The organism is Cutibacterium sp. LaCa_89 (genome assembly GCF_058177555.1).
Genome location: NZ_CP190889.1, coordinates 2,534,650 through 2,552,438 on the forward strand (window position 1 = coordinate 2,534,650; position 17,789 = coordinate 2,552,438).

16 protein-coding genes are annotated in these 17,789 nt (G+C 63.8%); 6 read left to right on the top strand and 10 right to left on the bottom strand.

The features are described 5' to 3' along the window. Window positions 1–113: 113 nt before the first annotated feature. From ACP8LP_RS11670 to ACP8LP_RS11680, 3 genes are all read right to left on the bottom strand, one after another. The gene (locus ACP8LP_RS11670) at window positions 114–2,372 is read right to left on the bottom strand and encodes a heavy metal translocating P-type ATPase (RefSeq protein WP_484483177.1); all 2,259 of its coding nucleotides are present in this window, start codon (window positions 2,370–2,372) and stop codon (window positions 114–116) included. Between the two features lie 204 nt (window positions 2,373–2,576). Beyond that, complete coding sequence (locus ACP8LP_RS11675; RefSeq protein ID WP_016666454.1) at window positions 2,577–2,969, bottom strand: heavy-metal-associated domain-containing protein; 393 nt, start codon at window positions 2,967–2,969, stop codon at window positions 2,577–2,579. A gap of 22 nt (window positions 2,970–2,991) precedes the next feature. After that, on the bottom strand, window positions 2,992–3,387 hold the full coding sequence (locus tag ACP8LP_RS11680) for a metal-sensitive transcriptional regulator (RefSeq protein WP_016666455.1): 396 nt from the start codon (window positions 3,385–3,387) through the stop codon (window positions 2,992–2,994). 654 nt (window positions 3,388–4,041) lie between these two features. On the opposite strand from ACP8LP_RS11680, the gene dnaB reads away from it, so the two are divergent. Together dnaB and ACP8LP_RS11690 are read left to right on the top strand one after the other, a co-directional pair. Beyond that, window positions 4,042–5,388, top strand: coding sequence for a replicative DNA helicase (dnaB, locus tag ACP8LP_RS11685; protein ID WP_004809813.1), 1,347 nt, complete (start codon window positions 4,042–4,044; stop codon window positions 5,386–5,388). Between the two features lie 48 nt (window positions 5,389–5,436). After that, window positions 5,437–6,447 carry a zinc-binding alcohol dehydrogenase family protein gene (locus ACP8LP_RS11690; protein ID WP_484483178.1) on the top strand — a complete coding sequence of 337 codons (1,011 nt, stop codon included), beginning with the start codon at window positions 5,437–5,439 and terminating at the stop codon, window positions 6,445–6,447. A 103-nt stretch (window positions 6,448–6,550) separates the two neighbouring features. Here ACP8LP_RS11690 and ACP8LP_RS11695 read toward each other — a convergent pair whose 3' ends face one another. Next, on the bottom strand, window positions 6,551–6,874 hold the full coding sequence (locus ACP8LP_RS11695) for a hypothetical protein (RefSeq protein WP_015583622.1): 324 nt from the start codon (window positions 6,872–6,874) through the stop codon (window positions 6,551–6,553). Continuing rightward, window positions 6,858–7,172 carry an ArsR/SmtB family transcription factor gene (locus ACP8LP_RS11700; protein WP_036976361.1) on the bottom strand — a complete coding sequence of 105 codons (315 nt, stop codon included), beginning with the start codon at window positions 7,170–7,172 and terminating at the stop codon, window positions 6,858–6,860. Before ACP8LP_RS11700 ends, ACP8LP_RS11695 begins: the two co-directional genes overlap by 17 nt. Window positions 7,173–7,278: 106 nt before the next feature. On the opposite strand from ACP8LP_RS11700, the gene ACP8LP_RS11705 reads away from it, so the two are divergent. Next, complete coding sequence (locus ACP8LP_RS11705) at window positions 7,279–7,596, top strand: hypothetical protein (RefSeq protein WP_334338696.1); 318 nt, start codon at window positions 7,279–7,281, stop codon at window positions 7,594–7,596. Next, window positions 7,593–8,168 carry a DNA-3-methyladenine glycosylase gene (locus ACP8LP_RS11710; RefSeq protein ID WP_016666461.1) on the top strand — a complete coding sequence of 192 codons (576 nt, stop codon included), beginning with the start codon at window positions 7,593–7,595 and terminating at the stop codon, window positions 8,166–8,168. The genes ACP8LP_RS11705 and ACP8LP_RS11710 overlap by 4 nt, the downstream gene beginning before the upstream one ends. A gap of 353 nt (window positions 8,169–8,521) precedes the next feature. On the opposite strand, the gene ACP8LP_RS11715 is transcribed toward ACP8LP_RS11710, so the two are convergent. The 4 genes from ACP8LP_RS11715 to ACP8LP_RS11730 form a co-directional block, all read right to left on the bottom strand. After that, entirely contained in the window at window positions 8,522–9,772 is a 1,251-nt protein-coding gene (locus tag ACP8LP_RS11715) for an anaerobic glycerol-3-phosphate dehydrogenase subunit C (protein ID WP_063279391.1), read from the bottom strand. A gap of 2 nt (window positions 9,773–9,774) precedes the next feature. Next, complete coding sequence (gene glpB, locus ACP8LP_RS11720; RefSeq protein ID WP_016666463.1) at window positions 9,775–11,118, bottom strand: glycerol-3-phosphate dehydrogenase subunit GlpB; 1,344 nt, start codon at window positions 11,116–11,118, stop codon at window positions 9,775–9,777. Beyond that, on the bottom strand, window positions 11,115–12,749 hold the full coding sequence (glpA, locus tag ACP8LP_RS11725; protein WP_016666464.1) for an anaerobic glycerol-3-phosphate dehydrogenase subunit GlpA: 1,635 nt from the start codon (window positions 12,747–12,749) through the stop codon (window positions 11,115–11,117). The genes glpB and glpA overlap by 4 nt, the downstream gene beginning before the upstream one ends. Before the next feature lie 427 nt (window positions 12,750–13,176). Next, window positions 13,177–14,142, bottom strand: coding sequence for a 2-hydroxyacid dehydrogenase (locus ACP8LP_RS11730; RefSeq protein ID WP_036976363.1), 966 nt, complete (start codon window positions 14,140–14,142; stop codon window positions 13,177–13,179). Window positions 14,143–14,217: 75 nt separating this feature from the next. Between ACP8LP_RS11730 and ACP8LP_RS11735 the strand changes: the two genes are divergently transcribed. Both ACP8LP_RS11735 and ACP8LP_RS11740 read left to right on the top strand, forming a co-directional pair. Then, window positions 14,218–14,736 (top strand): MarR family winged helix-turn-helix transcriptional regulator, encoded by a 519-nt coding sequence (locus ACP8LP_RS11735; RefSeq protein ID WP_004809830.1) that lies wholly within the window; start codon window positions 14,218–14,220, stop codon window positions 14,734–14,736. Next, the gene (locus ACP8LP_RS11740) at window positions 14,733–16,271 is read left to right on the top strand and encodes a chloride channel protein (protein WP_016666467.1); all 1,539 of its coding nucleotides are present in this window, start codon (window positions 14,733–14,735) and stop codon (window positions 16,269–16,271) included. The genes ACP8LP_RS11735 and ACP8LP_RS11740 overlap by 4 nt, the downstream gene beginning before the upstream one ends. A gap of 29 nt (window positions 16,272–16,300) precedes the next feature. Here the strand turns inward: ACP8LP_RS11740 and ACP8LP_RS11745 are convergent, their stop codons facing one another. After that, a complete protein-coding gene (locus tag ACP8LP_RS11745; RefSeq protein ID WP_016666468.1) occupies window positions 16,301–17,707 on the bottom strand; it encodes an amino acid permease in 1,407 nt (468 codons plus the stop codon). Window positions 17,708–17,789 lie beyond the last annotated feature (82 nt).

Genomic DNA, 17,789 nt, shown 5'->3' on the forward strand with positions numbered 1-17,789 from the left:
CAAGGTCCAGGCGGAGCGACGAGCCGAAGCGAGCCCACGAAAAACCGCGTCATGCAGCGGTTTTGTGGCCCCCGCCTCACTGCGAGCGAACCCAGCCAACCCATCTCAGCTTCTCAGTTTGAATCGCTCACTTCCGGGTGCCAGCGCACCAGCCTCATCGAGTTCGTCACCACAAAAATCGAGCTGAAGGCCATCGCCGCGGCAGCGATGACGGGGCTCAACAGACCCACGGCGGCAACCGGGATGGCCACCACGTTGTAGGCGAAGGCCCAGAACAAGTTCTGACGAATGGTGCGGTCCGTGGCGTGCGCCAAGGACAGGGCCTCGACGGCGAGCCTCGGGTCTCCTCGGGTGCAGACGATGTCACTGGCGGCGATGGCAACGTCGGTCCCGGTCCCCATGGCGACCCCCAAATCTGCCGCCTGAAGGGCAGCGGCGTCATTGACGCCATCGCCCATCATCGCGACGCGAGTTTCGTCAGCCTGCAGTCTCTTGACGACGTCAACCTTGTCCTCGGGCATGACCTCGCTGATGACCTCGTCGATACCCAGTTCTGAGGCCACGCGTGCGGCAGCGCCGGAATTGTCACCGGTTACCAGCACCGGACGTACACCGGCACCAAGGAGGCGGTTGACGGCGATGCCGGCCTCCGGCTTGATCTCGTCGCTCACCGCGATGGCGCCGAGAATGTCGTCACCTCGGCCCACGACGAGCACCGTGCGACCCTCCGCCTGGGTCTGCTCGACATTTTTCGACAGCTCGTCGGGGATGGCGTCGAAAAGTGACACCCGACCGGCTCTCGCCGGCAACCCGTCAACAACGCCGCTGACACCGAGTCCTGGCAAGGCCCGGAAGTCCTCTGCGGGGGCGATTCCGGGACATGCCTCGACGACAGTCCGCGAAATCGGGTGCTCCGACCCAGCCTCCAGCGCAGCCGCGACAACGAGGACGGGCGGGTTGTCAGAAATACGCACCGCGCGTCCGGACTCGTCCCACACCTGGGTGACGGCCATCTGCCCGGTGGTGAGGGTCCCGGTCTTGTCCATCGCAACGACGTCAATGTCGCGAGCCCTCTCCAGGGATCGGGCCCCCTTGATGACGATGCCCAACCTTGCTCCTCGACCGGTACCGGCGAGCAGAGCCATCGGGGTTGCCAGGCCAAGCGCACAGGGGCAGGCGATGATGAGCACTGCGACACCCGCGGTAAATGCAGCAGTGACCCCCTGCCCCAACAGACCCCACACGATCATCGTTACCACGGCGATGGCGAGAACCGTCGGCACGAAGATCGAGGAGACCTGGTCGGCGAGGTCCTGGGTCTCGGAACGGCTGGTTTGAGCGGCCTCGACCAGAGAAGCGATGCGGCACAACTCGGTGTCCGTGCCAACCGCAGTGGCCTCCACGACAAGACGCCCTGACGTGTTGACGGTGGCACCGACAACGTCGTCCCCAGACGCCACCTCCACCGGCAGGGATTCGCCGGTGACCAGGGATGCGTCGATGGCCGAGCTCCCCTCGACTACCCGGCCGTCGGTAGCCACCTTCTCCCCCGGCCGCACCACGAAATGGTCACCGACCTTGAGGGCCTCGATGGGAACCGTGACCTCCTGGCCGTCACGGACGACACGCACCGACTTCGCGCCCATCTGCAACAGGGCCTGCAGGGCAGATCCGGCCTCGGCACGATTCCGAGCCTCGATCCAACGACCCACGAGGATGAAGGTGATGACGCCGACTGACGCCTCCAAGTAGATGGCCGACGAGGAATCGGGGCGTTGCAGTGCCCACGTCATGTGGTGTCGCATGCCGATCGCGCCGGCGTTGCCCCACACCAGGGCCCACACCGACCATCCCAGAGAGGCCAACGACCCCAGGCTGATGAGGGTGTCCATCGTGGTGGCACCGTGTCGCAGATTCGTCCATGCCGCTCGATGGAAGCCGGCACCGCACCAGAACACGACCGGAAGGGTGAGCGCGAGCGCGAGCCATTGCCAGCCGTCGAACTGCAGGGCGGGAATCATCGACAGCAGCATCACCGGCACCGCGAGGATGACGGCAACGATCAATTTGGTGCGGATTTTCGCCGCGTGATCCTCGGGAGGTGCTGCCGGCTCAGGCAGGGCGGCGCCGTATCCAGCTGCCTCGACCACTTCGATGAGGTCGTGGACGCTGACCGGCCCGGTCGTCAGGACGTGGGCCTTGCTGGTGGCGTAGTTGACGGTGGCCTGAACCCCGTCAACCTTGTTGAGCTTCTTCGTGATCCGGGCGGCGCAGGAAGCGCAACTCATCCCGGTGATGTCGAGGTCGACGGAGGTGGGCTCCGTCTCCTCGTCCAGTTCAGGCGCGATTCCCGAGTGGGTGAGGGTGGACATGTTCTTCCTTCGTGGACCACCCGTCGGAGTCCTGGGCGTCGGGGGCAGGCGGGATCATCCGACCGCTCGAGTGGCTTCGGAGGCCGACGGGCTGTGGGGGGAGGTCGACTTCGGGGGTCGGGATCTGACGGCGATGTGCGATCAGACCCCGGGGCCCGAAGTCGAGTGGATGTCGTCTCAAATGGGACGACGAGCCGAGCAATCTCAGGCCCGGTGTCCGCCGCAGCCGCAGCCGCCCTTCTCGGCGTGCTGGGCATGCTTGGCGACGGCCTCGTCGGAGTGCTTGTGGCTTCCACAGCCGCAACCGGACTCCTCGGTCTTCTGGGCGCCATGTCCATGACCACCGCATCCGCACTGACCACCGGGGTGCCCGGCGGTGTCGAGGGAGGCAGCCTCGGCGACGGTGTACTCGCCGGCCTCGTCAACGGCGTCGGCAACTTGACCGAAGGGGATCTCCTCGGCCGAGTCAATCGTCATGGAGCCGGACTCCAGGGAGACGGTGACCTTGTCGACGCCGTCGATGACCGAGACCTCCTCGGTGATGGCCTTGACGCAGTGCTCGCAGGTCATTCCGTTGATGGTGTACGTCTTGTGCATTGTTCCTCCAGTGTGCTTGGGATCAGGCCTTGACGAGGCGGGCGATGGCCTGGTTTGCCTCGCTGATCTTGTCCTCGGCCTCCTGCCCGCCGGCCTGTGCGGCACGAACCACACAGTGACTCATGTGCTCGGCCAACAGCTCCAGGGAGACGGACTTCAGGGCCGAGGTGACTGCCGAGACCTGGGTCAGGATGTCGATGCAGTACTTTTCCTCATTGACCATTCTCTCCAGGCCTCGCACCTGCCCCTCGATCCGCTTGAGGCGTCGCAGGTGCATCTCTTTGTGACCGAGATACCCGTGTTGAGGATGGTCATTGCAACCGCAGGCTCCACGCGCCTCGCTGGACACCGACTTCTCGGCATCAGAATGAGCGGGGGGCGCCTCAGAGGTGTGGCAGCAGTCATCCGAGTGGTTCATAGGTCCTCCTCCACATGAAAATATACCCTCTGGGGGTATATGAAGCAAGAGGATGGTCCTCCCATTTCAGAACCCCGGGGGTGACACGATGTCAGCCGCCTCCACGACACTTCAGCACTGGCTGATCATTTTTACCGGCTCCCCCTCCGGTCCACCCACATGATTCGGCATCTCCCGGCTCAGGGGTTTTCGCAACACGGCAACACCCACCAGCCCGTCACCCCGAATCCCGCCCCACAAGCCGCTGCCCACCATCCACAGGCGCTGTGGATAAGTCACCTTCGAGGGGACTTCCGAGCTGGTGACACCACCGGCACTCACAACCGTAACGTGACCCATCCCCCAACCCGACACGCCGAAAATTTTCGTCCAATTCGTCACAACACACCCATAAACCCTAGCCAAACACAGTTTCTGGGTGAGTATTCCACTCCCTATCCCCAGATCCACCGAGTTATCCACACGTTTTCCCCAGGCAGTCCCCACACATCCACTCCTTGCCCACAAGGGTTGTGGAAAACTCTTCTGCAGGCGACCTCGAATCGTGGCACACTCCCACTCGGGGAAGTGTCGGACCGTGGTGGGAACGTTGTCCCCATCCCGACGGCGAACGTCGACCCATCCGTCACGCCGTGTCACCCTGAAGGAGCAACCATGTCCAGCGCACCCGCCGAACCCGGACCATCCCTGGACCGCAACCCTCCCCAGGACATCGACGCCGAGAAGTCCGTCCTCGGGGCCATGCTCTCTTCCAAGGACGCCATCGCCGACGTCGTCGAGGAGCTCAAGGGTGTCGATTTCTACCGGCCCGGACACGAGCTCATCTTCAACACCATCACCGACCTCTACGGTCGCGGCGACCCGGCGGACACCGTCACCACCGCCGACGAGCTCGATCGGCGCGGGGAACTCGAACGCGCTGGCGGACGTCTGTACCTCGCCGAGCTGCTGAGCAACGTCACCGTCACCGCCAACGCCGCCTATTACGCCAAGATCGTCGCCGACAAGGCCGTGCTGCGTCGCCTCGTCGAGGCGTCGATCCGAATCGCCCAGATGGGCTACCAGGGCCAAGGAGAGGTCGCTGACATCGTCGACGCCGCCCAGCAAACCCTCTACGATGTCTCCACCCGCAAGACCAGCGAGGACTATCACCCGCTCTCGGAGCTCTTCGAGAACACCTTCGACGAGCTGGAGGCCATCGAGGCCCGTGGCGACGCCATGGCCGGCATCCCCACCGGATTCACCGACCTCGATGAGCTCACCAATGGATTCATGCCCGGCCAGATGATCATCGTCGCCGCCCGTCCTGCCATGGGTAAGTCCACCCTCGCCCTCGACTTCGCCCGCGCCGCCGCGATCAGGAACCACCTGGCAGCAGCCATCTTCAGCCTCGAGATGGGGCGCAACGAGATCGTCATGAGGCTGTTGTCCGCCGAGGCCGGGATCGAGCTGCAACGCATGCGCTCCGGACGCCTCTCCGAGGAGGACTGGCAGCGCATGGTCGACAAGACCACGCAGATCTCGTCGGCCCCGCTCTTCATCGACGATTCGCCCAACCTGACGATGATGGAGATCCGTGCCAAGGCCCGTAGGATGAAGCAGAAGTTCGACCTCAAACTCGTCGTCATCGACTACATGCAGCTCATGACCTCCGGCAAAAAGGTGGAGTCTCGTCAGCTCGAGGTCTCCGAGTTTTCACGTCAGATCAAACTACTGGCCAAGGAGTTGGAGATCCCGGTCGTCGCCCTCTCCCAGCTCAACCGTGGACCTGAGCAGCGCAATGACAAGAAGCCGATGATGAGCGACCTGCGTGAGTCGGGTTCTCTGGAGCAGGACGCTGACGTCGTCATCCTTCTGCACCGCGAGGACGTTTATGACAAGGAGTCTCCGCGCGCAGGTGAGGCCGACATCATCGTCGCCAAGCACCGTAATGGACCGACGCGAACGGTTCCGGTCGTCTTCCAGGGCCATTACTCGCGATTCGTCGACATGCAGCGCTGAGACCGTGACTCAGTACTTAGCCAACCCGCTCGGCATTACCGTGGGGGCATGGAAAGCATGCATGCCGTTGCCGTCACACGCTCCCTCCCCGTCACCGATCCCGAGTGTTTCGTTGACATTGACCTGCCGGTGCCCGAACCGGGCCCGCACGACCTCCTCGTCGAGGTGCAGGCGATCTCCGTCAACCCCATTGACGTCAAGCTACGCAAGGGGGCTGGCACCCCGTCGACGCCCCTGGTACTTGGTTTCGACGCCGCTTCCGTCGTGCGTGCCGTCGGTTCCGAGGTCCACAACTTCGCCGTCGGTGACGAGGTGTGGCACTCCGGGAGCCGAGACCTTCCAGGCACCTACTCCCAGTTCACCCTGGTGGATTCGCGAATCGTCGCAAAGCGCCCGTCGTCCCTGACGATTGCCGAGGCTGCCTCCCTGCCGCTGACCTCCTTGACGTCCTGGGAAGCCCTCGTCGATCACATTGGCCTGGGGACCCTGGACCAGCGCAGCGACAAGGCTTTCCTCATGATCGGTGGGGCCGGCGGGGTCGGGTCCGTGGCCATCCAGCTGGCCCGCGCCATCACCAGCGGACCGGTCGTCGCGACCTCCTCGCGTCCTGAAACCGCCCAGTGGTGTCAGGACATGGGCGCCACTGGGATCATCGACCACCGCGAGCCCCTGGCCCCGCAGGTCAAGGGCCTCGGGATCGACGGTTTCGACGGCATCCTGTCGGCCTACACGCCGCCGGCATCGGCCCTGGCCGAGATCATGGCCCCCTTCGGCCACCTCGTCATGATTGACGGCACCGATTCCTTCGACCTCATGGCCTTCAAGCCGAAATCGCTGTCGGTGGCCAGCGAGTCGATGTTCACCCGTCCTCAGTTCGGCACCGCGGACGTCGCCAAGCAGGGCCAGGCTCTCACTCGTATCGCACAGCTGGTGGAGAACGGCCAGATTCGCCCGACGATGACCCGCCACATCGAGGGACTGACGGCTCAGCACGTCCGCGAGGCCACCGAGGTCGTCGAGTCCGGCAGCATGATCGGCAAGGTCGTCATCACCCTCTGACGCTCCTCGAGAATCACTCGCACCGTTACATATGGCTCAGAACACAACTGAACCCCCGGCTCACCGGGGGTTCAGTTGACTTGCGTAACTGGAGAAAATGAACTCAGGCAGCGTGCTGACAGGTCGGGCAGGTGCAATCCTCACAGGTGCAGTTGGCACAGGAATCGCTGCAGTGGCCACACTCGCACGTCTTGTGATCGCAGGTCGGGCAGGTGCAATCCTCACAGGTGCAGTTGGCACAGGAATCGTCGCAGTGGCCACACTGACAGGTGGTGCACTCGTCGTAGTGGCCGTCGTGCTCGTGGTGAGCATGGCCACCATGAATGTAGTCCACGTGATCGTGGTGGATGACAGCCTCGTGGCCGCAGTTCGGGCCGTGGGTGTGGTGGTGGGTCTCAGCGGGACGATGCTCAGTGGTGACAGTCATGGTCGTGCTCCTTCATGTGGTTGAAGGCGTCCAGAAAGATGGACGCCACATGGTCGTCAATGAGCGAGTACATGGCTTTCTGCCCGTCCTTACGCGCAGATACGAGATGCGCGCTTCGCAACACCTTGAGGTGATGGGAGACCAGCGGCTGCTTGACGCCGACGATCTCCGACAGTTCTCCAACCGATGCCTCACCATCAGTGAGGCGATTGACGATCCGTGCCCGAATCGGATTCGCCAAGGCGGAGAACAGCCGAACGACGGGGTCGAATTCCCCCGATTCCACGTTCTTGCTCATGTCCACGACTGTATATCAGGAGATTTGTATATACAACTATTTTGATGGCTATCATTCTCATCTTCATCTGGGTGGCACCGCCCGGTTCGGTACCTAGACTCGGGTTATGAAGTTGAACAAGGCTGAAGACGTCAACACCGCCGAGGTCGCCGGTCTGGGACTGGTCGGAGGTTGGCTCACCGCCCGCGCCACCGGCGTCCGGGGACTCGGCGGAGTGGTGCTCGCAACTGCCGGTTGCTGGGCCGGGCGCACCTGGCTCGCCAAGAGCGGTCCGACGATCGCCGGCATTCTGGGGGCGACCTATCTGGGTGCCTTTGGCGCCTCCCACGGGTTGGCGAAGAAGATCGGCGCATGGCCCGCCGTCATCGCTGTGACTGGTGCCACGTGCACCGCCTGCCACTTCCTGTGCGACACCAAGGGATGATCGACCTCTCGGCCCCCGCCACCGACGTTGCCCCGCTGCTCCTCGGGGCGACGATCTGGCACGGACCGGTGGCAGTTCGTCTCACTGAGGTCGAGGCGTACACGGGACTCGACGATCCCGCGTCCCATGCCTTCCGTGGACCGACTCCACGCGCCCGCGTGATGTTTGGACCGCCTTCACACGTCTACGTGTACCTGTCCTATGGCATGCATCGCTGCGTGAACCTCGTCTGCTCCCCCGACGGTGTGGCCTCGGCGGTCCTGCTGCGCGGCGGACGAGTGATCGCCGGCGAGGACGACGCTCGCCTGCGCCGCGGAGGGGTCCCCGAGAACCGTCTCGCCTGCGGACCGGGAAACATGGGCTCGGCCCTGGGAGCAACCCTCGAGGAGTCGGGGGATCCGGTGGAACTCATCGACCCCGACGCCACATCGACATCCAGCTGGCGGCTCCAACCCGCGGACCGCCCCGTCGAATTTCGTCAAGGCCCCCGGGTGGGGATCAGCAGAAATGTCAACGCCCCCTGGCGGTGGTGGATCCCCGAGGACCCCACTGTTTCTGGGCCTCGGAAGTAGGAATCCGGCCTGCGGCATACCGCGATCAGGACCCGTCGGCCACCCCGAGCCCACGGTCCTCGGTCACGATGACAAAAAATCCCGGCCCACCGGGGGCCTCATCACTGGAGTGATGGAACCCTTCGTGAGCCGGGAATTTTCGACACAAGGTATAAACGCGGGTCAAGGACACCGGCCCCACCAGGGTCACGAAGCGCGCCAGCCACGATCCCAAACACCAAGATCACCGGCACGAGCACGCAAAAGGCCGGGACCCGCCCCCACAGCAGGTCCCGGCCGACTCCGGATCACAGGAGGTCCGGCGAAACTGAGCCCCACGCCATCGAAGAGCGGTCCGACTCAGTAGGTTTCGATCAGTCGAGCAGGTTGTCCGACAGTCCGAGGGAATGGTGAAGCAACCACACCGGATGGACGATCTTGACTCCCGAGGACTTCGAGATCTGCCAACGGCAGGTCTCGGTGTCGCAGACGCCGATGCCCTCGTTGTGATCCTGCATGTGCTTGAACACACCTGCACCGATCTTCTGAGCAACCTCGTAGCGCTCGGCCTTCAGTCCGTAGGTACCGGCGATGCCACAGCACGGCTCGTTGGACTCCAGCACCTTGACACCCGGGATGAGCTCCATGAGCTGCATGGCCGGGAATCCCATGCCCTGGCTCTTGACCTGGCAGGGCTGGTGGTAAGGGACCGTGATGTCGATCGGACGGAACTGCGAGGCATCAAGCTCACCATTGCGGTACTCGTCCATGAGGAACTCCGAGAAGTCCCGGGAGCGCACCGACACGTCGTGCAGACGAGGATCGTCAACACCCATGATCTCGTGGGCCTCGTGCTTCATCATGCCGACGCAGGAACCCGACGAGGACACGATCGTCAGTCCCTTGCCGAGGCTGATGATCTTGTCGCACAGGTTGAGGATGTCCTTGGTGGCACCCTCGAACAGGCCGTTCGACTGCTTCGCCAGACCACAGCAGCCCTGCTTCGGGACGAGGACCTCATAGCCCAGGTGCTCGAGCACCTCGATGGACTTCTTGGAGGTCTCGGTCTCGAAGTAGCCACCGGCGCAGCCCTGGAAGAAGACGATCGGACCCTTGGTGGCCGGCTTGGCCGGCTTGTGGTGGCGCATCCACTTGCTGAGGGTCTCGGTCTGAGCGATCGGCATCGGGGCGTCACGATGGACCTTGATGATCTTCTCGACAGCGATACGGATCGGCTTCTGCTTGAGGCCCCAGTTGGCCAGCGGAGCGATCGGGGACAGCACGCGTCCCTCGAGGGTGGTCAGCGGAATGAGGCGGTCACGCAGCGGAACACCATTCTGGTGCTTCATCTTCATGGCGGCCTGCTCGTTGAGCTCCGCGATCTTCACGCCCTGCGGACAGTGCAGGGTGCAGATGCCGCAGAAGTTGCACCACTCCAGGGAGTGGTCAACGGACGCTCCGTCACGGTAACGCTCGCCCTGCGGGCCGTTGTACTTCGGACCGGTGTAGAGCGGGGTGGCCTTGGCGACCGGGCACATCGTCTCGCAGATCGTGCACTTGACGCAGGCGTCGAGCGACTGGCGCGAGACCTCATGTCCGGCGAATGTCTCCTCGATAACACCCATGATCAGTTCCTTTCCTTGGTCGCAGCAGCCGCCCCGACCGACGACAGGATGGCATCGGCGGCCTTGATGGCCGAGCCGAGAGCGATGCCCTCACCCGACTTCTCCTGCCACCTGGTGGCGCCGGCGATCACGCCACCGGAAGCGTAGACATTGGAATGGACGGGCTTGCCCTGGTAGGTGACGAGCATGTTCTCGTCCACCTCGACGCCGCACAGGAAGAGCGGCTGCGGGGAACCCCAATAGTCACCGTGGACCAGGTCTTCCTCCTCGACGCCCTCCGGCATGGTGATCGGGAGGTCGAGGATGGTCTCGTGCAGCTTGCCGTGGGAGTCGAGCTTGAGGGCTCCGGACTCGAAGCCACCACCAGCGAGGACGACGGCGTCCGCCTTGATGTCCTTGCCGGCGCCGGCAGTGCCGACATGCACGGAGACGACCTTGCCGTCGACGACCTTGCAGCCGGTGACCTTGGAGCCGAGCACGTAATCGACGCGCTCGTTCTTGGCGGTCACGACGAGCTTGTTGTTGAGACGCATGCCTGGCACGCAGGGCGGCAGGGACGCGATCTCGAACACCTTGGCTCCGAGGATCTTGCTGAAATCAGCAAGAACCTCGGCGTGGTTGTCGATACCGAGGACGGCCGGCAGGGCGACGATCTCACCGGGGTTGACGAATCCCTTGAGGCCCTCGGCCAGCGCCCGACGGGCACGAGCGTTGTCGAGGGAGCGCGCCATGTTCAGGCCGGTGGCGTCATACTCACCCTTGCGGGGCTCGAAGTCGACGACGACGGCGCGGGCGGAGGCGTGGCCACCGCCGGGCAGCTCGGTGCGATCGATGTTCTGGGCGATGAGGCCTGCGTGGAAGTCCTTGTACTGGGCCAGACCGATGACGACGACCTTGTCGCCGTCCTTGAGGTTGCCGTTGATCATCGACGGCGGGACCAGGGCGGTAGGACGGATCGCGCCAACAGCGGTCGGCAGATTGATCGTCGACTCGGCGTCGCCGACCAGGAAGGACTCACCGACGACCTCACACAGGAAGTCGATGCCCTCCTTGACAGCTTCCACGCCGATCTTGGCGTAGGGGTGCTCAGGATGCTCGGAGGCGTACTTCTTGACGGCCTCGTAAGGCTTCTCGACGCGCTCAGGGGTGTAACCGAGGACGTCAATGGTGCCCTGGCCCAGCTGCAGGCCGCCGACACCCTTGGTGACGAGGGTCACACGGGCGCCACCACGGCGAAGACGCAGGGCGGCGGTCAGGCCGGCCAAGCCCGATCCGACAACGACGACGTGCGGCGCCTTGAAGCGGTCGGAGGTCGGCGATGAGGTGGTAACGGTTGCGGTGCTCACAGCTCGACCTCCTGCTGCGGGGTGGGAAGGTGCTCGACGTCGAAGGTGCCCTGGAAGATCCAGTCATCGAGGGCAGTCTGACGAACCTGCTCGCCGTAGAGGATCGGCCACAGGCCGATCCACCGGTTCTTGAGGAACAGACGCAGCAGACCGGTGGCGCGCTCGGCGTCGATGTTACCCTCCTCGACGGCAACGCCGGTGGCGCGCATCGAGCAGAAGCCGCCCTGGCAGGGGCCCATGCCCAGACGCAGCTGACGACGCAGGTCGTCGAAGGTGGCGTCGGGCTGCTCGGCCAGCAAGTCGGTGAACATCTTGCGGCTCATCAGCTCACACTCACAGATGATCTGGTCGTCGAGCTTCTTAGACATCGGGACGGCTTCGGGATCGCCACCGCGAACCAGACCGGTGCTCTCGCGACGCTCCTCGTTCTCGCCCAGACGATGGGTGATGAGGTAGTTCTTGCCGGCGGTCGAACCGGGCACGACTTCCTCGGCGGTGCGGCAGGGACGATCGTCACCCAACTGCTCACACATGACGTCGACGACGTTCTTGGCCATCAGACGGTAGGTGGTGAGCTTGCCGCCGATGATCGACACGATGCCGTTGACGCCATCGCGGGAACCGTGGTCAAGAATGCTCATGCCGCGAGACATGTGACGAGTGTCGGTGGCGGAGACCCGCTTGTCCTTGAACAGCGGGCGGGCACCGGCCCAGGCGTGCACGGCTCGGGCGTCGCGGAATCCGGGGACCAGGGCCTCGCCGGAGTCGAGCATCTGCTGCACCTCGTTGCGCGGGATGGACAGACGCTCCGGATCATCGGCCTTGACGTCGGTGGTGCCGATGATTGACACGGTGTGCACCGGCACGAGGATGTCGCCGTCAGCCGGGTAGATACAGCGGTTGACAACCGTGTTCACCAAGCGGTGGTTCATGGCGATCATGATGCCGCGACCCGGGACGACGTCAACGTCGTGGCAGCCGACGAGCTCGGCAATACGTCCGGCCCACGGACCGGCGGTGTTGATGACGAACTTGCAGTCGATGCGGATCTGCTCGTCGTGCTTCAGGTCGTGGGCGACGACAGCGCTGATCTGGTCGCCCTCGCGGATGATCTCGGTGACAGCGGTGTAGGTCATCACCTTGGCGCCGTACTCAATGGCGGAGTGCGCAGCACCCCACACCATCTGCCAGCCATCCACCGAGCCGTCGCGAACAGCAAAGGCACGCTTGATGCCAGGGTTGAGGCGGGGCTCGCGGCGCAGTGCCTCCGCAGTGGAAATCTCCTCGAAGGGCACCTTGGACTTCTTGGCGCCCTCGACCCACTGATCGGAGAACTCCAAGTCATCCTCGGGGGTCACCACGAAGAGGCCGCCAGTCTTCTCAACGGCATCAGCGTGGATCCGGGTGACGATCTCGTTTTCCTCGGCACACTCCGTCGCCGACCCGGGATCAGACACGACGTAACGGCCACCGGAGTGGAGCAGGCCGTGGTACCGACCGGTCGTCCCTTGGCCGAGGTCGGCCTTGTCCAACAGAACGGCGCGGTATCCACGCATCGCGACGTCCCGCACGACGCCCGCACCGGTGGCACCGCCACCGATGACGACGACGTCTGCGTCCATGGTCCTCATTGAATGCTCCCTTCGAAACCATCCGGCATGTGGGGTGTGGCGCAAGGGGTTCTCGGTGCCCCGCCACCGTTGCCAGGTACTTATCAAGGTTAGGGAAAATAATGGGCCACAACCACCAGAACCGGCTTTTGTGCATGTTCGCGCAGACCCTTGGGAACAGACGTGCAAACGGCTTCATGGCGCGGTTTTCACCCGATTACACCTCGCCTCTGGCGTCGCCATTTAGGCAAAAAATAACTTGTTTAAATAATAGAAAGACAAGAAGGACAATTGTGTGAATAACCACTCATCCTCACCTTGGGACAATTCCTACCGCGTCATCACGTGGTCCCCTCGCTGTCGCCGAACAGAGTTGAGCCCGATTCCCGACAGCAGGGGCCTGCTGTCGGGAATCGGGCTTGCTGCAACAACGCTGTAAGCGAACGGGTCACTCCACCGGAGTCTCGGCCGGCTCCCCCGACAGCACCTTCGCGATGTTGCGCGCAGCCAGCCGACTCATGACCTCGCGGGTCGGCAGGGCAGCTGATCCGATGTGCGGCAGCAATACGACGTTCTCCATCGTCATAAGATCCCCAGTGATTGTCGGCTCGTCCTCGAACACGTCCAGGCCGGCACCGGCGATCGACCCAGCCTTGAGAGCCTGGACGAGAGCAGCTTCGTCGACACAGGCACCACGTGCGGTGTTGACGAGGCAGGCAGTCTCCTTCATGGTGGCCAGGGCGTCAGCGTCGATAACATGGCGGGTCTGGTCGGTGAGCGGGCAGTGCAGGGAGACGGCGTCAGAGGTGGCGAGGAGCTCGTCGAGCTCGACACGACGAGTCGGCTGGGTGCTCGGATTGACGGCGTCGATCGCTGCGACATCCTTCTCGTGACGAGCGTTGTAGATGACGTTCATGCCAAATGCAGCAGCGCGTCGGGCCATAGCCTCGCCGATCTGTCCCAGGCCGATGATGCCGAGGGTGGCTCCCTGCAGACCAGCACCCAACATGAAGGTGTGGTCGTAACGCCAGGCCTTGCCGGCGCGCACCCAACGCTCCGCCTCGCCGGTGCGGCGGGTGACCTCAAGCAGCAGGGTGAACGCAAGATCAGCAGTGGCCTCATGGAGGACACCTGGGGTCGAAGTCACGACCACTCCGGCTTGCCTGGCGGCGTCAAGGTCAATGTTGTTGAACCCTGCGGCGCACTGTCCGATGACCCTGAGTTTCTCACCCTTCCCGATCATCTCGGCGTCGAGGGGGTCGGACAGGCTGGTCAGGAGTGCGTCGGCGGTGACGATCTGGTCGGCGAGTTCCTGGCGATCCATGAAATGGTCGCCGCCCACGATCTCGTGACCGGGGAGTTCCTCGTTGACAACGGACATGAGCTGCGGTGCGGTGACGATGATGCGAGGCATGGCATCACTGTAGGTGAACACGACCCATCGAAACAGGGCATCACACACATTGATGCAGTGTGCAACAATTCCACTGTGCAGATGTCGCAGGGTGCAACGAAATCGGAGGGGCTGAACCCCAACCATGCCGATGTCGAGAAGGCACTTCAGGCGTCATGGGCCCTCGTCGACGTCGCGGCCCGATCCCTCGCCGAGCTTGCCGAGGATGTCAGTGCCCCCCAGTACCGACTTCTCGTTCTCATCGACGCAGGGGTGACACGCGGGGTCGACCTGGCTCGCGACCTGGAGGTCCACTCCTCGACCATCGCGCGGATGGTCGAACGCCTCGTCGCCAAGAACCTCATCGACCGCTCCCCCGACCCTGATGACCGTCGCGCCAACGTGCTCTCCCTCACCCCGCGTGGCTCGAAACTGGTACAAGACGTCAACGAACATCGTCGACGTCAGCTCATTGACCTGCTCAGCCAGCTGGAACCGGGAGAGATCGAGACCGTCGTCACCGGGTTCACCCTGTTCACCCGCGCCGCCGAGGCCAGTGGCCACGGCACTCCCACTTCCAACCGCTCCTGTGCAGAGGACTCCAGCCAGCAATGACCGAGACCGTCGTCCATCCCGAGACACGGGCCGCGTGGGCCAAGCGTCTGAGACGTCTGCGCCGTGCCCTCGTCCCGCACCGACCCAAGGCCTTCCGAGACTCCCTCAACCGATGGCTGCTCATGGGCACGGTCATCGGCATCGTCTCGGGCATCGGCGCCATCATCTTCTTCTTCTGTCTGGAAACCGGGACCCACTACTTGCTGGAGACCTTGGGCGGATATACCCCGCCGGGCACCCTCGGTGAGGGAGACGGTAATCCGGGAACCGGCCTCACCCGACCCTGGGCCATCCCACTGGTCGTCACCGGTGGCGCGCTGGTCTCGAGCATCCTGGTGTACTTCGTCGCTCCCACTGCCAAGGGCCACGGCACTGACAACGCCATTCACGCTGTCCATCACGACCCGACGGCGCTCAAGGGCAAGGTCGCGGCCGTCAAGATCATCGCCTCGTCGCTCATGATCGGTTCCGGAGGCTCTGGTGGACGTGAGGGCCCCACCGCCCAGATCAGCGCGACCGTCATCTCCTCGCTGTGCAAGAAGCTCAAGATCGCCACACCAGACGCGCGCATCGCCGTCTCGGCAGCAACTGCCTCGGGTATCGGAGCGATCTTCCGTGCCCCGTTGGGTGGTGCTCTGCTGGGTGCTGAGCTGCTCTATCGCGACGACATGGAGTCCGACGCGATCATGCCGTCCCTGGTGTCCTCGATCGTCGCCTTCGTCGTCTTCGGATCGGTCTACGGATTCGAGCCAATCTTCGGATCGCTGAGTGGAGTGCAGTTCTCCCAGCCCCTACAGCTCATCTGGTACGTCCTGCTCGGTCTGGCTGCCGGTCTCATGGGCAAGTTCTACGTCGACGTCTTCTACGGCGGCACCAGGTTCTTCGACCGACTCGAGAAGGTTCCCGGCTGGCTCGTCCCGGCCATCGGTGGCCTCGGCGTCGGCCTGCTCGGCCTGGTCATTCCGGCTGCCCTGGGAACCGGTTACGGATCGGTGCAACAGGAGATGTTCGCCGACAACCTCATGCGCATGCCCCTGCTCATGGTGCTGGCCATCCCGTTCGCCAAGGTCCTCTCGACGACCCTGTCGATCGGCTCAGGCGGTTCGGGTGGCGTCTTCGGCCCCGGCATGGTCATCGGCGGCGCCACCGGGGCTGCGCTGTGGCGTCTTCTCGAGGGGCTTCCAGGCATTCCCTCCTCCCCGATGAGCTTCGTCATCGTCGGCATGATTGCCTGCTTCGGATCGGTGGCCCACGCACCGCTCGGCATGCTTCTCATGGTTGGCGAGATGACCGGAAACCTGTCGATGCTGGCTCCCGGCATGATCGCCGTCGCCGTGGCTGGACGGGTCGTCGGAGACATCTCGATCTACACCTCCCAGCTCAAGGACCGTCTGGAGGGCCGTCGTGTCCACGCCATGGGTCGTGTCACGAAGCCGGCCGAGGTCAAGTCCGAGGACGAGGCGGCCAGCCCGAAACCGTCCATCAAGAAGCCGGCGACCAAGAAAACCGACGGAAAGACGACCACCCTGCCGTAGAAGCCGGTTCTCGGCACGCCAGTCCGATCTCAATCAGTCGTGGGGCGGAACGGGCTGCGTCCATCGTGGAGCGACCAAGCGATCCCGACGAGGTACAGCACAACGACAAGAGCTCCCGTTGACAACAATTGGGCGCGCACGTCGGGAGCGAACATCCCCAGCACCATGATGCTCACCAACAGAATCATCGCGGCCCAGGACACCACCGGGAATCCCTTGATTCGCATCGGTAGCGGAGTGCCCTCGCGCTCGACCTGACGACGCAGCACGTACTGGGAACAAATGGTGAAGAAGTAGGTGACGATGATCGTCGAGCCGACGATGTTGAGCAGGGTGCCGAGCACAGTGTCACCCCACCTAAAGGTCGCCAGCACGCAGCAGAATCCGAAGAGCACACTGGCGAGTACGGCCATTGCAGGCACCGAGCGTCCCCTCGTTCGCATCGCGGCGCGGGGGGCCATGCCTCGCTCCGCCAGGGAGCCGAGCATTCGGGCTGCGCCGTAGAGGTTGGCATTGAGGGAGCTGAGCAGGGCGAGCACGATGACCAGGGTCATGACCTCGGACGCAGCGGGAATACCGGCGCGATCAAGCACGGCGACGAAGGGGGAGGTGCCGAGTTTGGGGTCGTCCCAGGGAACCGCGATGACCATGACGGCCACCGACCCCATGTAGAACAGCAGGATCCTCCACACGATGGTACGCACCGCTCGGGACACGTTTCGGGCTGGGTCCTCTGTCTCGGCGGCTGCCACGGCCATGATCTCGATGCCACCGAAGCTGAAGGTCACCATGAGGAGGGCGGCCGCGATGCCGGACCACCCATTGGGCATGAACCCACCGTGTCCGACGAGGTTGGACGCTCCGGCCGCGGGGGCTGCCAGTACGCCACAGATGAGCAGCACACCGATGACGAGGAAGACGAGAACTGCTGCCACCTTGAGCAGTGCGAACCAGAACTCGAACTCCCCGAATCGGTCGACCCCGAGCAGGTTGACGGCCGTCAGGACGACCAGGAAGATAAGTGTGAGTAGCCACACCGGTGCTATCGGCCACATGGCGACAAGGGTTGACGCCGCTGCGATCGCCTCGGCCGCGACGACGATGACCAACTCGATCCACCAGACCCAGCCCATTGCGAATCCGGCGGCCGGGCCCATGGCTCGCGAGGTGTAGACCGAGAAGGCACCGGAATCGGGATGGGCCGCAACCATCTCGCCGAGCATGTACATGATGGCAATCACGAGTAGACCGGCGACGACGTACGCCACCAAGGTGGCCGGACCGGCCGCCGCAACCCCCTTGCCAGAACCGACGAAGAGCCCGGTCCCGATAGCCGATCCCAAGCTCATCATCACAAGATGGCGGCCCTTCATCCGGGGCTTGCATCCTGCGGGGTCCGTGGACGTCTGAGTGACGCCCGTCGTCTGTGTGGCCATGGTCGCTCCTCACCTGCGTGTGGGTGGGGCTGATGTTAGGACCGAGTCCACGGTATGGAGATTGGCGTTTCCATAGGTGGGA

Excerpts from the sequence above, each read along its gene's own strand:
- ACP8LP_RS11675 (WP_016666454.1), bottom strand. The coding sequence starts at position 2,969 with ATGCACAAGACGTACACCATCAACGGAATGACCTGCGAGCACTGCGTC.
- ACP8LP_RS11730 (WP_036976363.1), bottom strand. The coding sequence starts at position 14,142 with ATGCCTCGCATCATCGTCACCGCACCGCAGCTCATGTCCGTTGTCAAC.
- ACP8LP_RS11670 (WP_484483177.1), bottom strand. The coding sequence starts at position 2,372 with ATGTCCACCCTCACCCACTCGGGAATCGCGCCTGAACTGGACGAGGAG.
- ACP8LP_RS11680 (WP_016666455.1), bottom strand. The coding sequence starts at position 3,387 with ATGAACCACTCGGATGACTGCTGCCACACCTCTGAGGCGCCCCCCGCT.
- ACP8LP_RS11740 (WP_016666467.1), top strand. The coding sequence starts at position 14,733 with ATGACCGAGACCGTCGTCCATCCCGAGACACGGGCCGCGTGGGCCAAG.
- ACP8LP_RS11700 (WP_036976361.1), bottom strand. The coding sequence starts at position 7,172 with ATGAGCAAGAACGTGGAATCGGGGGAATTCGACCCCGTCGTTCGGCTG.
- glpA (WP_016666464.1), bottom strand. The coding sequence starts at position 12,749 with ATGAGGACCATGGACGCAGACGTCGTCGTCATCGGTGGCGGTGCCACC.
- dnaB (WP_004809813.1), top strand. The coding sequence starts at position 4,042 with ATGTCCAGCGCACCCGCCGAACCCGGACCATCCCTGGACCGCAACCCT.
- ACP8LP_RS11690 (WP_484483178.1), top strand. The coding sequence starts at position 5,437 with ATGGAAAGCATGCATGCCGTTGCCGTCACACGCTCCCTCCCCGTCACC.
- ACP8LP_RS11705 (WP_334338696.1), top strand. The coding sequence starts at position 7,279 with ATGAAGTTGAACAAGGCTGAAGACGTCAACACCGCCGAGGTCGCCGGT.
- ACP8LP_RS11710 (WP_016666461.1), top strand. The coding sequence starts at position 7,593 with ATGATCGACCTCTCGGCCCCCGCCACCGACGTTGCCCCGCTGCTCCTC.
- ACP8LP_RS11715 (WP_063279391.1), bottom strand. The coding sequence starts at position 9,772 with ATGGGTGTTATCGAGGAGACATTCGCCGGACATGAGGTCTCGCGCCAG.
- ACP8LP_RS11745 (WP_016666468.1), bottom strand. The coding sequence starts at position 17,707 with ATGGCCACACAGACGACGGGCGTCACTCAGACGTCCACGGACCCCGCA.
- ACP8LP_RS11695 (WP_015583622.1), bottom strand. The coding sequence starts at position 6,874 with ATGACTGTCACCACTGAGCATCGTCCCGCTGAGACCCACCACCACACC.